General features: G+C 68.1%; 19 protein-coding genes and 1 pseudogene. 8 read left to right on the top strand and 12 right to left on the bottom strand.

Annotated elements, in window-relative coordinates; translation table 11 throughout:
- Positions 1 to 16: 16 nt before the first annotated feature.
- The 3 genes from lpxK to ACFPFG_RS02320 are packed head-to-tail and all read right to left on the bottom strand — an operon-like array spanning position 17 to position 2136.
- Entirely contained in the window at positions 17 to 1033 is a 1017-nt protein-coding gene (gene lpxK / locus ACFPFG_RS02330) for a tetraacyldisaccharide 4'-kinase (protein ID WP_380104793.1), read from the bottom strand.
- 13 nt (positions 1034 to 1046) lie between these two features.
- On the bottom strand, positions 1047 to 1472 hold the full coding sequence (locus ACFPFG_RS02325) for an ExbD/TolR family protein (RefSeq protein ID WP_183017911.1): 426 nt from the start codon (positions 1470 to 1472) through the stop codon (positions 1047 to 1049).
- Positions 1473 to 1503: 31 nt separating this feature from the next.
- Complete coding sequence (locus ACFPFG_RS02320) at positions 1504 to 2136, bottom strand: MotA/TolQ/ExbB proton channel family protein (RefSeq protein ID WP_012205406.1); 633 nt, start codon at positions 2134 to 2136, stop codon at positions 1504 to 1506.
- A 171-nt stretch (positions 2137 to 2307) separates the two neighbouring features.
- Here ACFPFG_RS02320 and ACFPFG_RS02315 point away from each other — a divergent pair, with 171 nt between their 5' ends.
- The 3 genes from ACFPFG_RS02315 to ACFPFG_RS02305 all read left to right on the top strand — a co-directional run bounded on the left by ACFPFG_RS02315 (position 2308) and on the right by ACFPFG_RS02305 (position 4769).
- Positions 2308 to 2535 (top strand): hypothetical protein, encoded by a 228-nt coding sequence (locus ACFPFG_RS02315; protein ID WP_269196591.1) that lies wholly within the window; start codon positions 2308 to 2310, stop codon positions 2533 to 2535.
- Entirely contained in the window at positions 2532 to 3869 is a 1338-nt protein-coding gene (gene xseA / locus ACFPFG_RS02310; RefSeq protein WP_380104790.1) for an exodeoxyribonuclease VII large subunit, read from the top strand. Before ACFPFG_RS02315 ends, xseA begins: the two co-directional genes overlap by 4 nt.
- A 318-nt stretch (positions 3870 to 4187) precedes the next feature.
- Entirely contained in the window at positions 4188 to 4769 is a 582-nt protein-coding gene (locus ACFPFG_RS02305) for a Fe-Mn family superoxide dismutase (protein WP_183017913.1), read from the top strand.
- Positions 4770 to 4863: 94 nt separating this feature from the next.
- On the opposite strand, the gene ACFPFG_RS02300 is transcribed toward ACFPFG_RS02305, so the two are convergent.
- Positions 4864 to 6408 (bottom strand): MFS transporter, encoded by a 1545-nt coding sequence (locus ACFPFG_RS02300; protein ID WP_259649096.1) that lies wholly within the window; start codon positions 6406 to 6408, stop codon positions 4864 to 4866.
- A 113-nt stretch (positions 6409 to 6521) separates the two neighbouring features.
- Here ACFPFG_RS02300 and ACFPFG_RS02295 point away from each other — a divergent pair.
- A pseudogene (locus ACFPFG_RS02295) lies at positions 6522 to 7408 on the top strand (LysR family transcriptional regulator).
- 34 nt (positions 7409 to 7442) lie between these two features.
- On the opposite strand, the gene ACFPFG_RS02290 reads toward ACFPFG_RS02295, so the two are convergent.
- Positions 7443 to 8663 (bottom strand): MFS transporter, encoded by a 1221-nt coding sequence (locus tag ACFPFG_RS02290; RefSeq protein ID WP_012205411.1) that lies wholly within the window; start codon positions 8661 to 8663, stop codon positions 7443 to 7445.
- A gap of 122 nt (positions 8664 to 8785) precedes the next feature.
- Between ACFPFG_RS02290 and ACFPFG_RS02285 the strand changes: the two genes are divergently transcribed.
- Complete coding sequence (locus tag ACFPFG_RS02285; RefSeq protein WP_183017915.1) at positions 8786 to 9382, top strand: TetR/AcrR family transcriptional regulator; 597 nt, start codon at positions 8786 to 8788, stop codon at positions 9380 to 9382.
- A 63-nt stretch (positions 9383 to 9445) separates the two neighbouring features.
- Here the strand turns inward: ACFPFG_RS02285 and ACFPFG_RS02280 are convergent, their stop codons facing one another.
- From ACFPFG_RS02280 to ACFPFG_RS02270, 3 genes are read right to left on the bottom strand one after another with little or no spacing between them, the layout of a single operon-like run.
- Positions 9446 to 10306 carry an isocitrate lyase/PEP mutase family protein gene (locus tag ACFPFG_RS02280; RefSeq protein WP_063326258.1) on the bottom strand — a complete coding sequence of 287 codons (861 nt, stop codon included), beginning with the start codon at positions 10304 to 10306 and terminating at the stop codon, positions 9446 to 9448.
- 44 nt (positions 10307 to 10350) lie between these two features.
- Positions 10351 to 11361 (bottom strand): Bug family tripartite tricarboxylate transporter substrate binding protein, encoded by a 1011-nt coding sequence (locus ACFPFG_RS02275; RefSeq protein ID WP_183017916.1) that lies wholly within the window; start codon positions 11359 to 11361, stop codon positions 10351 to 10353.
- 44 nt (positions 11362 to 11405) lie between these two features.
- Positions 11406 to 12416 carry a tripartite tricarboxylate transporter substrate binding protein gene (locus tag ACFPFG_RS02270; protein ID WP_183017917.1) on the bottom strand — a complete coding sequence of 337 codons (1011 nt, stop codon included), beginning with the start codon at positions 12414 to 12416 and terminating at the stop codon, positions 11406 to 11408.
- 219 nt (positions 12417 to 12635) lie between these two features.
- On the opposite strand from ACFPFG_RS02270, the gene prpR reads away from it, so the two are divergent.
- On the top strand, positions 12636 to 14633 hold the full coding sequence (gene prpR, locus ACFPFG_RS02265; protein WP_380104786.1) for a propionate catabolism operon regulatory protein PrpR: 1998 nt from the start codon (positions 12636 to 12638) through the stop codon (positions 14631 to 14633).
- On the opposite strand, the gene ACFPFG_RS02260 is transcribed toward prpR, so the two are convergent.
- Complete coding sequence (locus tag ACFPFG_RS02260) at positions 14634 to 15554, bottom strand: LysR family transcriptional regulator (protein WP_380104784.1); 921 nt, start codon at positions 15552 to 15554, stop codon at positions 14634 to 14636. It abuts the gene before it with no gap.
- A gap of 67 nt (positions 15555 to 15621) precedes the next feature.
- Here ACFPFG_RS02260 and ACFPFG_RS02255 point away from each other — a divergent pair, with 67 nt between their 5' ends.
- Positions 15622 to 16554, top strand: a complete 933-nt coding sequence (locus ACFPFG_RS02255) for a pyridoxal-phosphate dependent enzyme (protein WP_380104782.1) — start codon at positions 15622 to 15624, stop codon at positions 16552 to 16554.
- A gap of 34 nt (positions 16555 to 16588) precedes the next feature.
- On the opposite strand, the gene prpF is transcribed toward ACFPFG_RS02255, so the two are convergent.
- From prpF to ACFPFG_RS02240, 3 genes are read right to left on the bottom strand one after another with little or no spacing between them, the layout of a single operon-like run.
- Positions 16589 to 17800, bottom strand: coding sequence for a 2-methylaconitate cis-trans isomerase PrpF (gene prpF, locus ACFPFG_RS02250; RefSeq protein WP_380104780.1), 1212 nt, complete (start codon positions 17798 to 17800; stop codon positions 16589 to 16591).
- Position 17801: 1 nt separating this feature from the next.
- A complete protein-coding gene (gene acnD, locus ACFPFG_RS02245) occupies positions 17802 to 20468 on the bottom strand; it encodes a Fe/S-dependent 2-methylisocitrate dehydratase AcnD (RefSeq protein ID WP_380104778.1) in 2667 nt (888 codons plus the stop codon).
- 49 nt (positions 20469 to 20517) lie between these two features.
- A complete protein-coding gene (locus ACFPFG_RS02240; RefSeq protein WP_380104776.1) occupies positions 20518 to 21498 on the bottom strand; it encodes a tripartite tricarboxylate transporter substrate binding protein in 981 nt (326 codons plus the stop codon).
- A 530-nt stretch (positions 21499 to 22028) separates the two neighbouring features.
- Between ACFPFG_RS02240 and ACFPFG_RS02235 the strand changes: the two genes are divergently transcribed.
- Entirely contained in the window at positions 22029 to 22724 is a 696-nt protein-coding gene (locus ACFPFG_RS02235; RefSeq protein WP_380104774.1) for a CHASE domain-containing protein, read from the top strand.
- Positions 22725 to 22746 lie beyond the last annotated feature (22 nt).

The following is a 22746-nucleotide window of genomic DNA, read 5'->3' as shown; positions in this document are numbered from 1 at the left end:
AAGACGGTGATGATAGTCAGGCGCGTGGCCTGCGCAGCGCCTGCAGCCGCTGATCCAGCAGCGCCCAGAAATCTGGCGGCAGCTGCAATTGCAGCGCAACAGACCAGGCCTGGGGATGGGTACGCCACAGCTTGACTGCATCCTTTTCGGTGCAGACCAGCGGGTCTTCATCGCGTCCCAGGCGCTGGAAGCTCTCAAAATTATAGTGATCCGGCAGCGCCTGGGCGTGCCCCAGCGCCAGGCCCTGTTCACTGGCCAGCATGGAGAAAAAGCCCTCGGGCCGGGCCACGGCGGCCACGGCCTCCACGGGCCGTCCGCGCAGGGCCGCCAAGGGGATGCGCTCACCGTGCGCATTGACGCCTTCCGCGGCCAGTTGGCGCTGCATGGCAAAGGCGGGCGCATCCGTTGGCGGACAGGCGCCCGCATGCAGCACGGCGGTGACGGGGCGCGGCCAGGGTTCGCGCAGCGGGCCTGCCGGCAGCAGCCAGCCATTGCCGATGCCGTCGTCGTTGAAGACGCACAGCTCGATGTCGCGGGCCAGGGCCAGGTGCTGCAGGCCGTCGTCGCTGATGACCACATCCACTTGCGGATGGCGGACGCGCAGGGCCTGGACGGCCTCGATGCGCTTGCGCGCCACGAAGACCGGCACGCCGCTGGCGCGCGCCAGAAGCGCGGGTTCGTCGCCCACGTCGGCGGGGGCGCTTTCGGGCAGGGCTTCTCGGCAGTCGTCCGTGCTGCGGCCATAGCCGCGCGAGACGATGCCGGGGCTCCAGCCGCTGTCCCGCAGATGGCGGGCCAGGGCGAGCGTGACGGGGGTCTTCCCGGCGCCGCCCGCAATCACGTTGCCGACGACGATGACCGGAATGCCGGCCTGGCCTGCACGCCTGAAACCCAGTGCATAGGGCAGCCGATGCAGGCCCAGCAGGGCACGGTACAGCAGGGACAGGGGAAAGAGGGCACAGGCCAGCGGGCCGCGGTGGCGCCAGGCCGCGCGAAGCCCCCGGGCTGCGGGGGCGGGGCCATTCCCGGGCATGGCGGCCTTGCCTTCAGCGCCCGGCGCTGGCCGAGGTCTGCGTGGCGAAGGTGATCTGGGACAGTCCGGCGCGGCGCGAGGCCTCCATCACCGACACCACGGACTGGTGCGGAGCGGTGGCGTCGGCGCTGATGATGACCACGCTGTCCTTGCCGGCACTGGCCGCTGCGGCCAGTGCCTGGGTCAGGCCGGTGACGCTGCGGTCTTCCACGGCGGTCTTGTTGATGGCGTAGCGGCCGTCGGCGGCGATGGCGACGATGATTTCGCGGGGCCGGTCGCGCTGCTGCTCGACATCGGCCACGGGAAGGGTCAGCTGCAGCTCGGTGAACTTGCTGTAGGTGGTGGACAGCATCAGAAAGATCAGCACCACCAGCAGCACATCGATGAACGGGATCAGGTTGATCTCGGGCTCGTCACGGCGGCGGGGACGGAAGTTCATGGCAGGTCTCTCGCGTGCGGGTTCTGCGGGTTCACTTGCCGCCGACGCGCACCAGGTGGCGCACGAACTGCTCGGAAGCCAGCTCCATGCCCAGCAGGTAGCCATCGACGCGGGCGCGGAAGTAGCGCCAGAAGATCAGGGCCGGAATGGCGACGATCAGGCCGAAGGCCGTGTTGTACAGGGCGATGGAGATGCCGGCCGCCAGCTGCGCCGGGTTGCCGCCGCCGGTGGCCGATGCGCCGCCTTGCGAGCCGAAGATCTCGATCATGCCGATCACCGTGCCCAGCAGGCCCAGCAAAGGCGCGGCAGAGGCGATGGTGGCCAGCGCGCTCAGGTGCTTTTCCAGCGTGTGGGCGGCAGCGCGGCCGGCGCCTTCCATGGAGGCGCGAAGCTCTTCTTCGCTGCTGTCCGGATGGGCCTGCAGGGCGCGCAGTCCGCTTGCCAGGACTTCGCCCAGCGTGGAGTTCTGGGACAGCTGCTGCACGACTTCCTGGCTGGGCAGGCCGCGCGAGGACACGGAAATCGCCTCGCCCAGCAGGGCGGGCGGCGCAACGCGGGCCGTTTTCAGCGCCACGAAACGTTCAAAGACCAGGGCCAGAGCCAGGATGGAGCAGGCAATCAGTGGCCAGATCGGCCAGCCTGCGGCTTGTATGATCGACAGCAAGTTGTTTTCCCCCCGCGTTTAACTGCAGCCGACGATTATGGCCCAGCCATATGGCCGGTCCAGGCGTCCCGTGCCCGCGATCGCCTGAAAACTGTGACCCGGCGCAGCATCCAGGCAACGGGCGACTCCCCTGTTCGGAATTTTGGGTTGGTCGCTATAGCACAGATTTCTGTGGATAACTTTGTTATCAAGCGGGTTGCGCAAACGCCGCTGCGGCGGCGAATGGACACTGTGACAAATGTGAATTCTTTGTTGCAGCAAAAAAATCTTTATGAATCAATTGCTTGCGAGGTGTTTTTGAGAGTGCTTCTGCAAATTGCCGCCAAAGTGCCTGCCCGGGTCTGCATCCGCCTGCCTGTGGAGAATGTTGCACTGCATGCAGACCGGGAGGCCGCATGAGTGGTGCATTCGGCGCAATGAACCCAGCAGCGGCGCCGCTGGTCTGGGAAGTCGGCGCGCTGTGCCGCGCCGTGAGCGACGCCTTGCAGGCACGCTTCAATCCGGTGGCCGTGCGCGGGGAGATCAGCGGCTTTTCGCGCGCGGCCAGCGGGCATTGCTACTTCAGCATCAAGGACGCGGGCGGGCAGATCCGCTGCGCCATGTTCCGGCGTGCGGCCCAGCTCATGGATTTTTCGCCGCGCGACGGCGAACTGGTCGAGTTGCGGGGCCGGCTGGGCGTCTACGAGCAGCGTGGCGACCTGCAACTGGTCGTCGAGAGCATGCAGCGCGCGGGCCAGGGCGCCCTGTTCGAGCAGTTCCTGCGGCTCAAGGCGCAACTGGAGGCCGAAGGCCTTTTCGACGCGGCCCGAAAGCGCGGCCTGCCGCCGCTGCCGCGCGGCATTGGCGTGGTGACTTCGCCGGGGGCTGCTGCGCTGCACGACGTGATCACGGCGCTGCGCCGCCGCGTGCCCCATATCCCCGTGGTGCTGGTGCCTGCCCTTGTGCAGGGCGCGCAGGCGCCGGCTTCCCTGATCGATGCGCTGCAAAGGCTTTATGGCCTGGCGCGGGAAGGCGCGGGCTCGGCCGATGGCTCGGTGGCTGGCGCGCCGCCCATCGACACCATCTTGCTGGTGCGCGGAGGAGGCTCCATTGAAGACCTTTGGGCCTTCAATGACGAGCGCCTGGCCCGCACCATCGTGCAAAGCCCGGTGCCCCTGATCTGCGGCGTGGGGCACGAGACCGATTTCACCATTGCCGACTTCTGCGCCGACCTGCGCGCGCCCACGCCCACGGCGGCGGCCGAACTGGTGAGCCAGCCGCGCGAGGTCTGGATGGGTGCGCTGCAGCTCATGCAGGGCCGCCTGGAGGATTCCGTGCAGCTGCTGCTGGACCGCCAGCAGCAGCGCCTTGACCTGGCAGCGCAGCGGCTGGGCCGGCCCAGCGAGCAATTGGCCCGCAGCCGGCTGCAGCTCAGCCGCCAGGCCCAGCGCCTGCGCCATGCCATGCAATTGCGGCTGCAGCGCATGGGCCATGCGGGGCAGGGGCTGCAGGCGCAGTTGCCTGCCGGCATGCGTCGCGGCCTGGACCGGCGTGCGGATCACCTGGCACGCATGGAGCTTCGCCTGCAGCTGCTGGACCCGCGCCTGGTGCTGCAGCGCGGCTACGCCCTGCTCACCGATACCGAAGGCCATCCCGTGACCGAGGCGCACCGTGCGCCACCGGGCACGGCGCTGCAGGCGCAGCTGGCGGGCGGCAGCCTGGACCTGGTGGTGACGCAGCCGCGCCTGCTCTGAACTGCGGCGCACTGGGTGCAGCGTGCTGCGTGCAGGAAGTGGCGGGCGGCAGGCGGTATCCGTGTAGGCCGATTGGCCGGATTGAGGTCAATTCACATCCACCCTCGCGGCAGCGGGCCAAGATGGCCGATTTGGCGCGCGCTTTCGCCGCAGGGTCACGAACTTGTTCCTACAATGCCCGTTCGGGTGCGTGAGGGCCAGGGCTCGCAGCAATGCGCGCAGTGCAGGCCCCGCGCGACGGTCACGGCAGGCGCTGCAGGCGCTCTGCGCAACAGGTGCTGGCCCGTCCTAAAAGATTTCAACCACGAAGGAAACACCATGGAACATACCTTGCCCCCTCTGCCCTATGCGATTGACGCGCTGGCACCCCACTACAGCCAGGAAACGCTGGAGTACCACCATGGCAAGCACCACAACGCCTATGTGGTGAACCTGAACAACCTGCAAAAGGGCACCGAATTCGAAAGCATGACCCTGGAAGAGATCGTCAAGAAGTCTTCCGGCGGCATCTACAACAACGCAGCCCAGATCTGGAACCACACCTTCTTCTGGAACTGCATGGCCCCCAACGGTGGCGGCGAGCCCACCGGCGCACTGGCCGATGCCATCAACAAGAAGTGGGGCAGCTACGCCGCCTTCAAGGAAGCCTTCGTGAAGTCGGCCGTGGGCAACTTCGGCTCTGGCTGGACCTGGCTGGTCAAGAAGGCCGACGGTTCGGTGGACATCGTCAACACCGGCGCCGCCGGCACGCCCCTGACCACGGAAGACAAGGCCCTGCTGACCGTGGACGTCTGGGAACACGCCTACTACATCGACTACCGCAACCTGCGTCCCAAGTTCGTCGAGACCTTCCTCGGCCAACTGGTGAACTGGAAGTTTGCCGAGCAGAACTTCGCCTGATCGAAGCGCAGGTACGACGTGTGCACGCCATGTGCACGCAACGCAAAAAAAGCCCCGGACGGGGCTTTTTGCTTTTTGAGAGGAAGGCGACGGCTCAACGGCGCTGGGCGCGCAGCCGCCAACCCGTCCACAGTGCCGTGCAGACCAGCAGCAGCGTGGCGCTGGCGATCACGGCGCTGAAACCCTGGCCGAAGGCCGTGCGTGCCAGCTCGGTCAACTGGTGCGCGGCCTGGGGCATCAGCCGATCGGCGGCCAGCAGGGCTTCGTCCAGGCTGTCGCGCACGGAATCGGGCAGGGCCAGGCCCAGGCCCTCCGGCAGGCGCAATGAGCCTGCGTAGACGGCCGACAGCAGGCTGCCCATCAGCGTCACGCCCAGGGCGCCGCCCAGCTCGTATGACACCTCCTCGACCGAGGCCGCCATGCCGGCACGGTCCGCGGGAGCGCTTTGCATGATGGTGCTCGACGCCGTGGTCATGGCCGCGCCTATGCCCAGGCCCAGCACGGCCAGCGCTGCCGCCTGCGGCCACCAGCCCATGTCGTGGACCAGCAGATAGCCGCCCATGCCCAGGCCCGACAGCAGCAGCGCTGCCGGCAACATGCGCGCGCCACCCAGGCGTGGCAGCCAGTGGCCTGCCACGGGGCCGGCCACAAAGGCGGCCAGCGGCAGCGGCAGCACGGCCAGGCCTGCCTGCAGTGGTGACAGTCCCTGCACCAGCTGCAGGCGCTGGCTGAACACCAGCTCCATGCCGATCAGCGCGGCCGCTGCCACCAGGGCCGAGGCCACGGCCGTGGCAAACGCCGGGTTGCGGAACAGCGCGAAGTCCAGCAGCGGGTCGCTGCTGCGGCGCTGGCGCCGCACGAACAGGGCCAGAAATCCCAGGCCCAGCACCAGGACCACGGCGGCCAGGGCCCAGTCGGGCGATTGCTTGCCGGCTTCCTTGATGGCATAGGTGCTGCCCACCAGGCCTGCCATGACCTGCAATGAGCCGATGAAGTCCCAGGGGCGCTGCGAGGTGGCCGTGCCTGGGGGAATCAGCCAGCCCGCCAGGGGCAGGGCGAGCAGCACGATGGGCACATTGATCAGGAACACCGAGCCCCACCAGAAATACTCGAGCAGCAGCCCGCCCACCACCGGCCCGAAGGCCGCACCGCCCGAGGCCACCGAGGCCCAGATGCCGATGGCCAGCGCGCGCTCGCGCTCATCGGCAAAGCTCAGGCGGATCAGGGACAGCGTGGCCGGCATCATCATGGCCGCGCCTACGCCCAGCAGCGCGCGCGCCGCAATCAGCAGGGCGGGCGAGGGAGCAAAGGCTGCACACAGCGAGGCCAGGCCGAACACGCACAGCCCCGCCATGAACAGCCGCTTGTGGCCGAGCCTGTCGCCCAGCGTGCCCATGCCCAGCAACAGGCCGGAGACCACCAGGGCATAGATATTGACGATCCACAGCTTGGCCGATGCCGTGGCCGCCAGGTCATGCGTCAGGCGCGGCAGCGCCGTGTAGAGCACCGTCATGTCGATGACGATGAGCAGCAGCGCCACCGATACGATGGCCAGCACCAGCCAGCGGCGCGGATCGGCCGCCTGGGATTTTGGAAGATGCCCCGAAACGGGGTTCTGGGTTTGCGTTGTGAACGCCATAAGGCACCTGTTTGCCCCGGCCTTGTGGGCCAGGGCTTCCTTCTTGATGAAAACCACAGTTTCCATCAATGAAATGATTTATCAAAGTTTGATTCAATCCATAAAATTGATGGATGGAATGGACACTCGACAGGCTGAAGCATTTCGTGGCGGTGGCCGAAGCCGGCACCATGACCGAGGCCGCCCGCCGCCTGGGCCGTGCGCAATCGGCCGTGAGCACGGCCATCGGCCTGCTGGAAGCCGACCTGGGGCTGGAGCTTTTCGATCGCGTGGGGCGCCGCGTGCAGTTGACGGCGGCAGGAGAGGTGATGCTGCTGGAGGCCCAGTCCCTGCTGCGCCAGGCCCAGGCCATGGACCACCGCGCCCGTGCATTGGCCGGCGGCGGGCAGGCACGCATGGCCGTGGCGCTGGACGAGGCGCTGCCCTATGTGCCGCTGGCCCAGTTGTTCAAGGAACTGGCTGCGCGCTTTCCGTCCATGGAGCTGACCGTGCTCAATGGCACGGCGTCCGAGGTGGCCGGGCATGTGGCTGCGCAGCGGGCCCAGATCGCCTTTCAGTTCGACCGCGCACCCGCGCCTGCCGCCTGTGCGCAGCGCCATATCGGCAGCGTGCCGCAGACCGTCTGCGTGGCGCGTGGCCATGTGCTCGATGGCGCGGCACCGTTGACGCGCAGGCAGCTGGCCGCGCACCGGCAACTGCTCATGCATATCGACGGCGTGGAGGACACCGTGATCAGCCCCGCCGTCTGGCGCTCCAACAGTTTCTATGTGATTGCCGACATGGTGGCCGATGGCCTGGGCTGGGCTGGGCCATCCTGCCGGTCAACATTGCCGAGTTCGGTGACCTGCGCCCGCACCTGCGGCAACGCGCCTGCGAGGATCTGGCGCTGCCGCCGCTGACCGTGCGGATGCTCTGGCTGGAAGGGCTGGCACCCGGCGCCGCTGCGCTGTGGATGCGCCAGCGCCTGGCCGAGCTGCTGGCCTTGATGGCCACGGCCTGAGCGGTCTGGGCTGGCGCGGGCGTTGGGGCCGTGTTCAGGTGCAGGCAGCGGCTGCGTCTTCGGCAGGCGGGCTCTCTTTCGCACGGGCCTGGCGTGCGGCCAGCACGCCCAGGGCCCACATGGCGACACCGGCCAGCAGCGCCACCACGAAGGAAATGCGCGCGCCCCACAGGTCGGTGGCCCAGCCTGCAGCGGCCGCGCCCAGGGCCACGCCCATGGCAATGCCGGTCAGCAGCCAGGTCATGCCTTCGGTCAGGCGCTGGTGCGGCACCTGCTGCTCCACCAGGCCCATGGCCACGGTGATGGTCGGCCCGAAGGTAATGCCGGCCAGCAACACGGCCAGGGTCAGCGTGAACACATTGGTGGCCAGCAGCAGGGGCACGGCCGTGATGCACACCGAGGCGCCCACCCAGGCAATCTGGCGGTGCAGCGGCGCCTTCAGGCGCAGCGTGCCGAACACCAGTCCCATCACGCAGGAGCCCAGCGCATAGAACGACAGCACGATGCTGGCCGCCGCCGGCTGGCCCTGCTGCGTGGCAAAGGCCACGCTGGCCACGTCGATGGTGCCCACGATGATGCCCTGGGCCAGCATGAACAGCGCCAGCGTGCGCACCACGGGATGGCGGGCCAGCGATTGCTGGCGCGTGCGCTGCTGCGATGTGTCCACCGGCGGCTCGGTGCGGCGCTGGGCCACGAACAGGGCCACGCCCACCAGCAGCAGCAAGGAGGCGGCCAGCGGCCCGGCCTCGGGGAACAGCACCATGCTCAGGCCCACCGACAGCGGCGGGCCGACGATGAAGCAGACATCGTCCAGCACGGCCTCCAGCGCATAGGCCGTCTGCAGCTGGGGCGTGCCGCGCAGCAGCACGGTCCAGCGCGCACGCACCATGGCCGGCATGCTGGGCAGGGCGCCCACCAGCGCTGCCAGTACCAGCAGCAGCCAATCCGGCCCCTGCCAATGCGCGCAGGCCAGCAGCGCAAACATGGCGGCAGCACTCACGGCCGCTGCCCAGGGCAGGACCTTGCGCTGGCCATGGCGGTCCACCAGGGCCGAGATGCGTGGAGCCAGCACCGCAATGGACAGCGCAAAGCAGGCCGCCACCGCACCGGCAAGCGTGTAGGCGCCGCGCTGCTGGGACAGCATGGTGATCAGGCCGATACCCGTCATCGACAGGGGCAGGCGGGCCAGGAGACCGGCCAGCACAAAGGCGGCCGTGCCGGGCCGGGTGAACAGCTGGCGGTAGGCGTGGAACATGGAAACCTCGGAAAACGGACAGGCCGCTGCAATCACATACGCGGCGTATGTCAGCGATTCTACGGGTTGCCCATGACGCACCGTATCATTGGCATACGTTTTGTATGTGAATGGAGTGCGCCATGCGCAAAAGCCGGGCCAGCATGATCGAGGAGACACGCGCCAAGCTCATCGAGGCTGCGCGCGAGGCCTTCGGCAGCCAGGGCTATTCCCAGGCCTCCATGGACGAATTGACGGCCAAGGCCGGGCTGACGCGTGGCGCGCTGTACCACCATTTCGGTGGCAAGCCGGGCTTGCTGGCCGCCGTGGTGGCGCAGATGGATGCCGAGATGGACGCACGCCTGGAGCAGGTGCTGGCCGACCATGCAGACCCCTGGGAGGGGTTCCTGGCCTACTGCCGTGCCTACCTGGCCATGGCGCAGGAGGGCGAGATACGCCGCATCGTGCTGCAGGATGCGCGCGCCGTGCTCACGGGCACGGACCAGGGCGAGCAGCACCGCGCCTGCATCGCCTTCGTGGCCGGCTACCTGGAGCAGCTCATGGAGCGCGGCGTGATCGTGCGCGCCAGCCCGCTGGCCATGTCGCGGCTGCTCAATGGCTGCCTGGTGGAATCCGCGTTCTGGATTGCCGAGGAAGGGGCACCCCCCGAACGCCTGCAGCAGGCGCTGCAGGCGCTGGAGTTGACGCTCAAGGGGTGGAAGGCGCCTGCGAGGGGCTGAGCGGCTGAGCGGCGCTGTGCCAGCCCGCCCTCGCTCGAACTTCACTCGCGCTTCACTCGTGCTTCACTCGTACTTCTTTTCCAGCGCGTCCCAGAACGGCTTGTTGACCAGGCGCTGACGCTCGGCAAACGGGGCCACCACGGCGGGGTTCTCGTCCACCCTGCGCTCGTTGCGCAGCTGGCCCAGCGCCTTTTGCATGCCGGCCACGGCGCCTTGCAGCGCGGCATTGGCATACAGCACCAGGCCATAGCCCAGATCTGCCAGCTCGCCCGCGTCGGTGATGGGCGTCTTGCCTCCGATCACCATGTTCATCAGCTGCGGCGTGGACAGGCGCTGGGGCAGGGCGCGGATCTCATCGGCCTGGGTCACGGCCTCCACGAAGAGGATGTCGGCTCCCGCCTCGGCAAAGCGCTGGGCGCGCTCGACGGCGGCCTCGAAGCCCTGCGTGGCGCAGGCATCGGTGCGCGCCATGATCAGCGTGCCCTGGTCGCGGCGCGCGTCCACGGCGGCCTTGATCTTGCCCAGCATCTCGTCGGTGGAAATCACTTCCTTGCCATTGAAATGGCCGCAGCGCTTGGGGCTGATCTGGTCCTCGATCTGGATGCAGTCGGCGCCCGCGCGCTCCAGCGTGCGCACCGCATGGTAGGTGTTGAGCGCGTTGCCGAAGCCGGTGTCGGCATCGACGATCAGCGGCAGATCCACGGCATCACGGATTCGGGCCGTGTGGTCGGCGATGTCGGTCAGGCCCATGAAGGCCTGGTCGGGCAGGCCGAACCACATGTTGGTCACGCCGGCTCCGGTCACATAGATGGCCTCGAAGCCGAGATCGGCCACGACGCGCGCGGACAGTGCGTTGAATGCGCCGGGCACGAGCACGCCGCGGCGCGCTTCGGCCAGGGCCTTGAGTTGTTGCTTGGTGTTCATGGAGGGTTCTGTTGGATGAAGAAAAGTGCTGCGCGGGTGGACGCTCAGTCCAGCGTGATGTTGGCGTTCTTGATCACCGGGCCCCACTTGGCGCGCTCGGCCTCGATGAACTTGCCGTAGGCCTGGGGCGTGCCGCCCATGACCATGCCGCCCGTGTTCTCGATCATGGCGCGCACCTCGGCGTCCTTGAGTGCCTCGTTCACGGCCTTGTTCAGGCGCTCGATCACGGCCGGAGGCGTGCTGGCCGGCGCGATCATGCCCAGCCAGTTGTATGACTCGAAGCCCTTGATGCCCGCCTCATCCAGCGTGGGCACGCTGGGCAGCACCTTCAGGCGCTGTTTGCTGGACACGGCCAGGGCCTTGACCTTGTCGCCCTGGATGGCGGGCAGGGCCGCATAGCCCATCTCGAACATGAAGGCCAGGTGGCCGCCCATCAGGTCGGTGGCTGCCAGCGCGCCGCCCTTGTAGGGCACATGGACCATGTCCGTGCGCGTCTGGAAGGCCAGCAGCTCGCCCGACAGGTGGTGGGCACCGCCCACGCCCGACGATCCATAGGTCAGCGTGCCCGGCCTGGCCTTGGCTGCAGCCACCAGCTCGGCCACGGTCTTGAACGGCTGGTTGGGCGCCGTGGTCAGGATCAGCGGCGCCTCTTCGATCAGGATGATGGGCTGCAGGTCGCGTGCGGCGTTGTAGGGCAGCTTTTTCATCAGCATGGGATTGGTCACCAGCGGGCCTGGCGAGCCGAAACCGAAGGTATGGCCGTCCGTGGCCTTGGCGATGGCATCCGTGCCCGTCACGCCGCCCGCGCCGCCGCGGTTGTCGATCACGATGGGCTGGCCCAGGCTCTGGCCGATCTTGTCGGCGATCTTGCGGGCCCGTGTATCGGCAAAGCCGCCGGCCGCATAGGGCACGATGAGCTTGATGGGGCGCGAGGGCCAGGCATCTGCGCCCTGGGCCACGGCGGTGGCGGGGGCGGCGAGCAGGGCCGCAGCGGCGGCGGTGGTGCTCAGGGCCAGTCCCAGGCTCAGGCGGAGGGTATTGCGGCGGGTATTCATGGTGTCTTGTCTCGGTTGGAGTCCGTGGTTGTGGCGGGAGCGACTCACTTTTCCTGCATGTTCGCGGCCTTGACGATCTCGCCCAGGCGCTTGCGCTCGGAATCGGTGAATTTCACGAACTCGGCGCGCGTGCCGCCAATGGGCTCGATGCCCAGGCCCTTGAGTTTCTCCACGGTGGCCGGCTCCTTCATGGCCTGGTCCACGGCGGCGGCCAGCTTGTCCAGGATGGCGGGCGGCGTCCCCTTGGGCGCATGGATGCCGGCCCAGTGCGCGATCTGCAGTTCGGCAAAGCCCTGCTCCACGGCAGTGGACAGTTGCGGATAGGCGGAGATGCGCTGCGTCCAGGTCGTGGCCAGGGCCTTGAACTTGCCCTCATTGAGGATGTGGGGCAAGGCGATGATGCTGGCCTCCGACGTGCCCTCCACCTGGCCGCCCAGCACGGCCGTCGTGCTTTCCGATCCGCTCTTGTAGGGCACGGGCTGCAGCTGTGCGCCGTACTTCACGTTCAGCATCTCGGCCACGAAATGCGGCGTGCTGCCCGTGCCGGCCGTGGCGAAATTGAAGCCCTGGCCCTTCTTCGATGCCTCGACGAAATCGCGCAGATTCTGGTAGGGCGCGTTCTTGGGAACCACGATCACCGAAGGCGCCAGCCCGATCATGGCCACGGGCACCAGCGCATCGTCCTTGAACGGCATGGTCTTCTTGATCATGCTGTTGGAGATCACGCCGGCCGCGCTCACCAGCAGGGTGTAGCCATCGGGCTGGGCCTTGGCCACGATGTCGGCGCCCACGGTGCCGCCTGCGCCGGGCCGGTTGTCGATGACCACGGGCTGGCCCAGGATTTTGGACGCACCTTCGGCGGCCGAGCGGGCCATCAGGTCGTTGGCGCCGCCTGCCGAAAACGGCACCACCAGGCGGATGGGACGGGTGGGCCAGGCATCGGCGGCGCCAGCAGCCCGTGCAGCGAAGGAGCAGGTCACGCCGGCCAGCGGCAGCGCGGCGGCAAGCAGGGTGGCCAGGGCGGTGCGGCGGGGCAGGCGGGATGGCTGGTTCATGGGGTCTCCTGGAAATACTTGAAATGATTGAAACGCCAGCCCTGTTTGCAAGTGGCATGCCACTGGATCAAAGGGTAAACCCTTGTTCTTGCAAGTTGTTGATATGAATGGGTTTTGTGATCCTTGAAAAGCCTGCTCTGCACGCATTCACCGATTCGCCCGGTGCGATGTTGCATGAATGAAATAATCGGTTGCATGAATGAATCAGTTGTGCCTTCCATGCATGCAATCCCTGCCGGCCCCCGTGCAGCCTGGCCGCGCGTCGTCACCGTGGGCCGCCACCGTATCGGCCGCGTGCTGGAGCGGATGTCGCTGGCCGTGGGCGATCAGGTGCGCGTGGAGCATGTCAGCGCGGCCTTTGACGATGCCGTGCAGGCCGTGCGTGCGCTGCAGGCGGTCGAGCCCGTAGACGCCCTGGTGGCCGCCGGGGCCAGCGGCGCCTGGGTGCGCGAGCGGGTCGATATCCCCGTCGTCATGATCGAAGTGCGCGGGTTCGACCTGCTGCAGGCGCTGGCCAGCGCGCGTGCACTGGCCCAGTCCGGCGGCACGCCGCGCATCGGGCTGGTGTCATTCGACCATCCCTCGCCGCACCTGGCCCAGTTCGACGCGCTGTTCGGCGCCGGCATTGCCCAGTTCAGCTACCACGGGCCCGAGGATGCCCAGGCCTGCGTGCGTGCGCTGCAGGCCGCCGGCGTGGGCGCCGTCGTCGCGCCCGGCCTGGTGGCAGATCTGGCCGAGCAGGCAGGCATTCCCAGCGTGCTGCTGTACTCCGACGGCGCCGTGCTGCAGGCCCTGCGCGACGCCGTGCTGCTGGCCCGCCACCGCCATGCCGAGCGCGCCCGCCACCAGCGGCTGGAAACCGTGCTCGGCCAGTTGCAGGACGGCGTGGTCGCCGTGGATACGCAAGGCTGCATCCAGGCACTGAACCCCACCATGGCGGCCCTGCTGGGAGCGCCTGCCAATGCGCTGCATGGCCGGCTGCTGGACGAGGTGGCGCCCGCGCTGGCGCTGGCACAGGCGCTGCAGTCGCAGTCCCTGGAGCCCGAGGGCAGTGAAGACGTGGTCCAGCTGGCCATGCGCACTCTGGTGGTGCGGCGCGCGCCCATCGTGGAAAACGGCCAGCTCACGGGCGCCTTGCTGGTCTGCCGCGACCCCGCCACCATCCAGCGCGCCGACCGCCACCTGCGCGCCAATCGCAGCCTGCGCGGCGCGGGCGTGCGCTGGCGCATCGAAGACTATGCGGGCGACAGCGAGCCCGCCCAGCGCGTGCGCCGCCTGGCGCGCCAGTTCGCGGCCAGCGATGCCACCGTGCTCATCCAGGGCGACAGCGGCACGGGCAAGGAGCTGCTGGCCCAGGGCATGCACCGCGCCAGCCGGCGCGCGGCCCAGCCTTTCCTGGCGGTGAACTGCGCGGCCCTGGGGGAAAGCCTGCTGGAGAGCGAACTCTTCGGCTATGACGAAGGCGCTTTCACCGGCGCGCGGCGCGGCGGCAAGACCGGGCTGATCGAGGCGGCCCACACGGGCACCTTGTTCCTGGACGAGATCGGCGACATGCCGCTGGCCCTGCAGTCCCGCCTGCTGCGCGTGCTGCAGGAGCGCGAAGTGCTGCGCGTGGGCTCCACCACGCCCGTGCCGGTGGACCTGCGCGTCATCGCCGCCACGCATGCCGATCTGGCGGCCCTGGTCGAGCGCGGTGAATTCCGGCGTGACCTGTTCTACCGCCTGGCCGTGCTGCGCCTGTCCATGCCCGGACTGCACGAACGCGGACAGGGCGATGTCCAGGCCCTGGCCCGCGCCATGCTGGCACGGCGCTTGCACACGCAGTCGCTGCAGGCGGAAGGCCCATCGCTGGAGTCCTTGCTGGCGGCCTTGCTGGAGCTGGCATCCGGCCACCGCTGGCCCGGCAATGCGCGAGAGCTGGACAACTGGGTGGAACGCCTGCTGGCCTGCCGCCAAGACCTGCGCGACAGCGCGGGCCGCGTGGACATGGGCCGGTTGCGGGAGCTGTTTCCTGAATGCGACGGGGCTGGGCAGGGTGCCATGCAAGCCTTGCCAGCACAGCAGCGGCAACTGCAGTTGCGCGAGGCACGGCGCGATGCCGAGCGCCAGCGCATGCGCGAAGTGCTGGAGCAGGTGCAGGGCGACCAGCGCCGCGCCTGCGAGATCCTGGGCATCAGCCGGGCCACGCTGTGGCGCAGGCTCAGGGCGCCGGACTGATCAGGGTGCATGGCTGCCCAGCCGCTCGGCCAGGAAATCGACCATCACGCGCAGTTTGAGCGGCAGGTGGCGCGTGGGGGAGTGAAGAATCCACAGCTGGCCGCTGTAGTTGGGCAGAAAGCTCCAGTCCGGCAGCACCTGCACGATGCGCCCGTCCGCAAGGGCCTCGCGCGCCGTGAAGCGGGGCAGGCTGGCGATGCCTAGGTGCTGCAGCACGGCGTCCAGCCGCACGCCTGTGTGGTTGGCGGCATAGCGCCCGCGCACGGCCACGGTGACGGTCTTGCCTTGGCCGCGCAGCTTCCAGTGCGCGTCGCCGGGCTCCTCCCCCAGGTAGATGCAGCTGTGGGCCTTGAGGTCCAGCGGATGCACGGGCGTGCCGTTCCGGGTCAGGTATTGGGGCGAGGCGCACAGCAGATGGTCGATGTCCATCAGGTGGCGGCCCATGAGGCCTGGCGGCGGGTGGTTGGTGATGCGTATGGCCAGGTCCACGGGATCGTCGATCAGGTCCATGTAGCGGTCTTCCAGCCGCATCTGTACATCGACCTCCGGATACAGGGCCAGGAAGTCGGGCATGTGGGGATGGACCACGGTACGGCCCACGGCCTTGGGCACGCTGATGCGCACCAGGCCGCGCGGCTGCGCGTCCTGCAGCAGGGATGCGGCCATGACGGCCTGGGCGGCGCCCACCATGTCCAGGCAGCGCGCATGGACCTCGCGGCCGGCCTCGCTCAGGCGCAGCTTGCGCGTGGTGCGTTCCAGCAGGCGCAGGCCCAGAGCCTTTTCCAGCCGCGCCACGCCCCGGCTGGTGGCCGATGGCGTGCTGCCCAGCTGGCGCGCGGCCTCGGAGAAGCTGCCCGTGTCCACGACCTTGACGAAGATGGCCATTTCCCCGAGCAGGGGCAGGGCTTGATTTGTGCTCACAGTGCAAAGAATATTTGAAAAGCCAAGGGATTATCGCGGCTGAACGCCGGTTCTACACTGCCACCCCATGCCTTTGCACACCTTCACACCCCTTATTCCGTCCCATGCCCTGAGCCACGCCGGTGGTCCCGAAATCTGGCTCAAGCTGGAGGCGCTGCAGCCCTGTGGCTCGTTCAAGCTGCGCGGCATAGGCCATGCCTGCGAGACCCTGGCGCGCCAGGGCAAGAAGCGCTTTGTGGCCTCGTCGGGCGGCAATGCGGGCATTGCCGTGGCCTATGCCGGGCGGCAGTTGTCCATGCCCGTCACCGTGGTCGTGCCGCAAACCACGACCGAGCACGCGCGGGCGCTGATCCGTGCACAGGGTGCCGAGCTGATCGTGCATGGCAGCGTCTGGGACGAAGCCAATGCCCTGGCCCAGTCCCTGCTGGGGGCTGAGGATGCCTTTGTCCATCCGTTTGACGACCCGCTGCTGTGGGCGGGGCATTCCACCCTGGTCGATGAGCTGGCCGCTGCCGACTTCAAGCCCGACGCTGTGGTGCTGGCCGTGGGCGGCGGCGGCCTGCTGGCCGGCGTGGTGCAGGGCCTGGAGCGCCATGGCTGGACCGATGTGCCCGTGATTGCAGCGGAGACAGCCGGTGCCGACTCCCTGGCGCAGTCGCTGGCCCAGGGCCGCCGCGTGCTGCTGGACCGCATCACCAGCGTGGCCACCTCGCTGGGCGCGCGCCAGGTCTGCCAGCGGGCCTTCGATCTGGCGCAGGTGCACCCCGTGCGCAGCGCCGTGGTGACGGACGCGCAGGCGCTGGACGCCTGCCTGCGCTTCATTGACGACCATCGCCTGCATGTGGAGCCTGCCTGCGGTGCCGCGCTGGCCCTTGCCTACGCAGGCGCACCTGCGCTGCAGGGCTTCAAGCGCGTGCTGGTGGTGGCCTGCGGCGGCACGACGAACACGCTGGAGCAACTGCAGACGTGGCACGCAGCGGCGCTGAGAGCCCAGGCGTGAGTGCGGCCCAGGCCTGAAGCCGGACCCTGCGCATTCACGCGGCGTTCAACACCTCGCCAGGCACCCTGATCCAGCCTTCCATCAGGATGCGCGCGCTGCGGCTCATCAAGGCCTTGGTCACCTGCCACTGGCCATTCACCAACCGGGCCTCGGCGCCCACGCGCAGCGTGCCGGAAGGATGGCCGAAGCGAACGGCGCCGCGTTCGCCACCGCCCGCCGCCAGATTCACCAGCGTGCCCGGCACCGCTGCCGCCGTGCCTATGGCCACCGCCGCCGTGCCCATCATGGCGTGGTGCAGCTTGCCCATGGACAGGGCGCGCACCAGCAGGTCCACATCGCCTGCCTCGATGCGCTTGCCGCTGGAGGCCGTGTAGGGCGCTGGCGGTGCCACAAAGGCGATTTTTGGCGTGTGCTGGCGCCTGGCGGCTTCGGACAGTTCCTGGATCAGGCCCATCTGCAGGGCGCCGTGGGCGCGTATGGCCTCGAAGCGCGCCAGCGCCTCGGCATCGCCGTTGATGGCGTCCTGCAGCTCGCAGCCCGTGTAGCCCAGTTCCTTTGCGTTCAGGAAGATGGTCGGAATGCCCGCATTGATCAGCGTGGCTGCAAAGCTGCCGACTCCGGGAACATCCAGCCGGTCCACGAGGTGGCCCGTCGGGAACATGGCTCCTCCGTCCTCTCCCTCATCGGCAGGGTCCAGGAACTCCAACGCCACCTCGGCCGCAGGAAAGGTCACGCCATCGAGCTCGAAGTCGCCCGTCTCCTGCACTTGGCCGTTCGTGATGGGCACATGGGCCACGATGGTCTTGCCGATATTGGCCTGCCAGATGCGGAGGGTGGCCGTGCCGTTGCGCGGGATGCGCGCAGGGGCTATCAATCCCATGTGGATGGCGCAGGGCCCCACGGCGGCCGAGAGATTGCCGCAGTTGCCGCTCCAGTCCACGAAGGGCTGGTCGATGGCGACCTGGCCGAACAGGTAGTCCACGTCATGGCCTTCGCGCGTGCTGGCCGAGAGAATCACGGCCTTGCTGGTGCTCGACGATGCATTGCCCATGCCGTCGATCTGCTTGCCGTAAGGGTCGGGGCTGCCCAGGGCGCGCAGCAGGATGGCGTCGCGCACGGGGCCCGGCTGTTGCGCAGCCTCCGGAAGGTCTTGCAGGCGAAAGAACACGCCCTTGCTGGTGCCGCCGCGCAGGTAGGTGGCGGGAATGCGGATCTGGGGAAGAAAGGTTTCGGGGATCGCGCCCATCTCAGGCCTCCTGTGTTGCTGCTTGTGCTTGTATCTGTGTCTGTTTTTGCGGTGACTGCGCCAGGAAGTCCTGCGCAAAGCGCTGCAGCACCCCGCCCGCCTCGTAGACCGATACCTCCTCGGCCGTGTCCAGTCGGCAGGTCACCGGCACGCGCAGCGTCTGGCCGTTGCGGCGCTCGACCACCAGAGTGAGTTGGGTTCCCGGCGTACGCTCGCCTTCCACCCCATAGACCTCCGTGCCGTCCAGCGCCAGGGTCTTGCGGTCGGTGCCCGGCACGAACTGCAGCGGCAGCACGCCCATGCCTATGAGATTGGTGCGGTGGATGCGCTCGAAGCCTTCGGCCACCACGGCCTCGACTCCGGCCAGCCGCACTCCCTTGGCGGCCCAGTCGCGGCTGGAGCCCTGGCCGTAGTCGGCGCCCGCGATGATGATCAGCGGCTGGCGGCGGTTCAGGTAGGTTTCCATGGCCTCCCACATGCGCACCACGCGGCCTTCGGGCTCGATGCGCGCCAGCGAGCCCTTGTGCTGCACGCCGTCGATGACGGCCATCTCGTTGACCAGCTGCGGGTTGGCGAAGGTGGCGCGCATGGCGGTGAGGTGGTCGCCGCGGTGGGTGGCGTAGGAGTTGAAGTCTTCCTCGGGCAGGCCCATGCGCGCCAGGTATTCGCCCGCCGCGCTGTCGGCCAGGATGGCGTTGGAGGGCGACAGGTGGTCGGTGGTGATGTTGTCGGGCAGCAGGGCCAGCGGTCGCATGTTGCGCAGCGTGCGCGGGAAGGCCGCCAGCGCGCCCACGCCTTCGGTATCCCAGTACGGCGGGCGGCGTATGTAGGTGGACTGCGCTCGCCAGTCGTACTGGGGCCGTGCCTTGTCACCATCGTCCTTGCGGATGGCGAACATGGGGTCGTAGACGGCGCGGAATTGCGCAGGTTTGACCGCTTGTTCAACGATGGCGTCGATCTCCTCGTCGGTGGGCCACAGGTCCTTCAGGCGGATCTCCCGGCCGTCCACCACGCCCAGCACGTCCTGCTCGATGTCGAAGCGCACCGTGCCCGCCAGCGCATAGGCCAGGACCAGCGGCGGCGAGGCCAGGAAGGCCTGTTTGGCCTGGGGATGGATGCGCCCGTCGAAGTTGCGGTTGCCCGAGAGCACGGCCGTGGCGTAGAGGTCGCGCTCGACGATCTCCTGCTGGATGGCGGGGTCCAGCGCGCCGCTCATGCCGTTGCAGGTGGTGCAGGCAAAGGCGACGATGCCAAAGCCCAGCTGCTCCAGCTCGCTGAGCAGGCCGGCCTCCTTCAGATACAGCTCCACGGCCTTGGAGCCCGGCGCCAGCGAGGATTTGACCCAGGGCTTGCGCGCCAGACCCAGGCGATTGGCATTGCGCGCCAGCAAGGCGGCGGCGATGACATTGCGCGGGTTGCTGGTGTTGGTGCAGCTGGTGATGGCTGCGATGATGACGGCCCCATCGGGCATCAGGCCTTGCGCCTCCTGGGTGCGGGCGGCCTGCAGTTTTGCGGCATCGGCAATGCCGCGCTCGGCCAGGGCCGAGGTGGGCAGGCGCCGGTGCGGATTCGAGGGGCCGGCCATGTTGCGCACCACGGTGGACAGGTCGAACTGCAGCACGCGCTCGTACTCCACCCCGGCCAGGGTGTCGCTCCACAGGCCTGCGGTGCGCGCATAGGCCTCGACCAGGCGCACCTGGGCCTCGTCGCGGCCGGTCAGGCGCAGGTAGGCCAGCGTCTGGTCGTCAATGGAGAACATGGCCGCCGTGGCGCCGTATTCGGGGCACATGTTGGAGATGGTGGCGCGGTCGCCGATGCTCAGGCTGTCGGCGCCCTCGCCAAAGAATTCCACATAGGCGCCCACCACCTTTTGCTGGCGCAGGAATTCGGTCAGGGCCAGCACGATGTCGGTGGCCGTGATGCCCGCCTGGCGCCGGCCCGTGAGGCGCACGCCCACGATGTCGGGCAGGCGCATCCAGCAGGCACGGCCCAGCATGACGTTCTCGGCCTCCAGCCCGCCCACGCCCACGGCGATCACGCCCAGGGCATCGACATGGGGCGTGTGCGAGTCGGTGCCGACGCAGGTGTCCGGGAAGGCCAGGCCATCCTGCACGGTGACCACGGGGGACATCTTCTCCAGATTGATCTGGTGCATGATCCCGTTCCCTGCAGGGATCACATCCACGTTGGCAAAGGCCTTCTTCGTCCACTCGATGAAGTGGAAGCGGTCCTCGTTGCGGCGGTCCTCGATGGCGCGGTTCTTCGCAAAGGCGTCGGGATCGAAGCCGCCGCACTCCACGGCCAGCGAGTGGTCCACGATGAGCTGCACGGGCACGACGGGGTTGACCTGGGCGGGGTCGCCGCCTTCGGCCGCGATGGCATCGCGCAGGCCGGCCAGGTCCACCAGGGCGGTCTGGCCCAGGATGTCGTGGCAGACCACGCGCACGGGGTACCAGGGGAAGTCGATGTCGCGGCGGCGCTCGATGAGCTGCAGCAGGTAGCCGTCGAGTTGCGCGGGATCGGCGCGGCGCACGAGGTTCTCGGCATGGACGCGGGCGGTGTAGGGCAGACGAGCCCAGGCACCGGGCGAGAGGGCATCGACGGCGGCACGGGCGTCGATGTAGTGCAGCTTGGTGCCGGGCAGGGGTTTCTTGTAGCGAAGGGTCATGGGGGCGGATGGATTCTCGGGCCGAGGTGAGCCGATTACTGTGCGCGGACTACTGTGCGCGGATTTCGTTGTCTTTCACCACCTTGGCGTAGCGTGGAATCTCCGACTGGATCAGGGCGCCGAACTGGGCCGGTGTGCCCCCTGCCGGGGACACGCCCGTGGGCTCCAGCTGGGCCAGTAGTGCCGGTGCCTTGAGGCCGGTATCCAACGCCGCATTGATGCGCGACAGCACGGCGGGCGGCAGGCCCTTGGGCGCGAGCAGGCCGTGCCAGGCCACCACGTCATAGTCCGGCAGGCCGCTTTCGGCCACCGAAGGAATCCCGGGATAGGCGGGCAGGCGCTGGGCCGTGGTCACGGCCAGGGCGTGCAGCTTGCCGCTCTTGACATGCTGCATCAGCGCCTCGGTGCCGGCCACCAGCATGTCCACATTGCCCGACAGCAGATCGGTCACGGCCGGGCCCGTGCCGCGATAGGGCACATGCGTGGCCTTGACCTTGGCCATGCCGAACAGGTACTCGGTCACGATGTGAAGATGGCTGCCATTGCCGGCCGAGGCAAAGGTCAGCTTGCCCGGGTTCTCACGCGCATAGGTCAGCAATTCCTGCAGGTTTCTGGCGGGCACGCGGGGGCTTACGCAGACCACGTAGGCGCCTTTGGACAGCTGGATCACGGGCGTCATGTCGGCCACGGGGTCGAAACGCAGCCTGTACAGCGAAGGGTTGACCGTATAGCTGCCCGCCACCAGCAGCAGCGTGTAGCCATCGGCCGCCGAGCGCAGCGCGTACTCGGTGCCCAGCGTGCCACCGGCGCCAGGCCGGTTCTCCACCACCACGGGCTGGCCCAGCCTGTCGTTGAGCACATTGGAGGCCACGCGCGCAATGAAGTCCGAACCGCCGCCGGGCGCGAAGGGGCAGACGATCTTCAGCGACTTGCTGGGAAAGGCCTCCTGGGCCAGGCCCGGGTGCGGCAGCGCAAGGCCGGCCAGCGGGGCGGGCAGGGCGGCGCAAAAGCGGCGGCGGTTGATGCTCATGGGTTTGTGTCTCCTGCAGAGTTATGGTTGGCAGTGCGCCAGGCTTGTTGCAAGCACCATGCCATCCGGCTCAAGGGGAAACCCGTGCAAGCCCCGCAGCCTGCTGCCAGAGGCCCGGAGACTGTGACGCCGTCTGCCGCCGCACAATTCGTTTCACTGATGTTTCAAAACTGCTGCCTTTGATTTCATGGATGAGGGCTTGTGCAATGCCTCGCCCTTCGCCCCTGGCGCGCGGCAAGTCTCGGCAGGCCCGGCACATGGGCTCGGGTGCAAGCACCTTGCCGCCTGCAGTCTAGGGTTTGCCCGTGGAGGTCTTCAGCAAGAGCGTATCCCGACGATAGAGCAAAGGCGTTTGTAGGATTGGTCTTACATATGATTTGCCGGCCGGGTGCCGAAATCCATTTATCCTCGCTCTCTGCTCCACATGGCCTGCCCGGCCTTTTCGGGTGGCTGGCCATGGGGCTGGCAACGAGTGGTTCCGTGCTCCTGGACCGATTCCCCGTGACTGCATATTCAGCCTTAGCCGCTCCATGTCAGCTTTTGCCCAGCGCATGCTTGTAGCCATCCGGACCGCCTGGCCAGCCGCCACCGTCATGGCGGTGGGCATGTGCCTGAGCGCCGCGCTCGCTCTGCAGCAGCAGCGGGCGCTGGAGCGCATCGACCTGCAACGCCACACGCAACAGGCCCAGTCTGCCCGCCAGGCGCTGGAGATGCGCCTGGATGCCTATGCCGTCATGGTCCAGCATGTGGCCAACCAGCTGGCCGCCTCTCCCGAGATGGGACAGCAGGCCTTTGCGCGCATTGCGCAGGCGCTGCGCATACAGATACAGCCCGGCATGCAGGCGCTGACCTTTACGCGGGCTGCAACGGAGCGCGGCCCGGGCAGCCAGGATCCGCCAGCCTCGTTCAGGCCCGATCCCCACTATTTCTTCATCGACTATCTCTGGCCGGTGGAAGGCAATGAATCCATCGCCGGCCTGGACATGCACGACCGCCCCAGTCTCATGGCCAGCATGCTGCGCAGCCGGGACAGCGCGGCTGCCGTGGTATCGGCGCCATTTGCAATGAAGCAGCCCGGCGAGCATGCCACCAGCCGTGCTGGTGCGCGCGCCGGTCTTTGCGCTTGCCGACCACCAGTCTCCGGATGGCACGGCCGCGCATCCGCTGTTCCTTGGAACGGCCGACGTCAGCATACGTGTGCACGACCTGGTGCAGGACCTGCATGAGCGCGGCTTCCTGGGCCGGCTT

This window comes from Delftia deserti (assembly GCF_042653485.1).
In the GTDB taxonomy this organism is placed as follows: Bacteria; Pseudomonadota; Gammaproteobacteria; order Burkholderiales; family Burkholderiaceae_C; genus Comamonas; species Comamonas acidovorans.
This window is presented reverse-complemented; position numbering and strand designations above follow the sequence as displayed.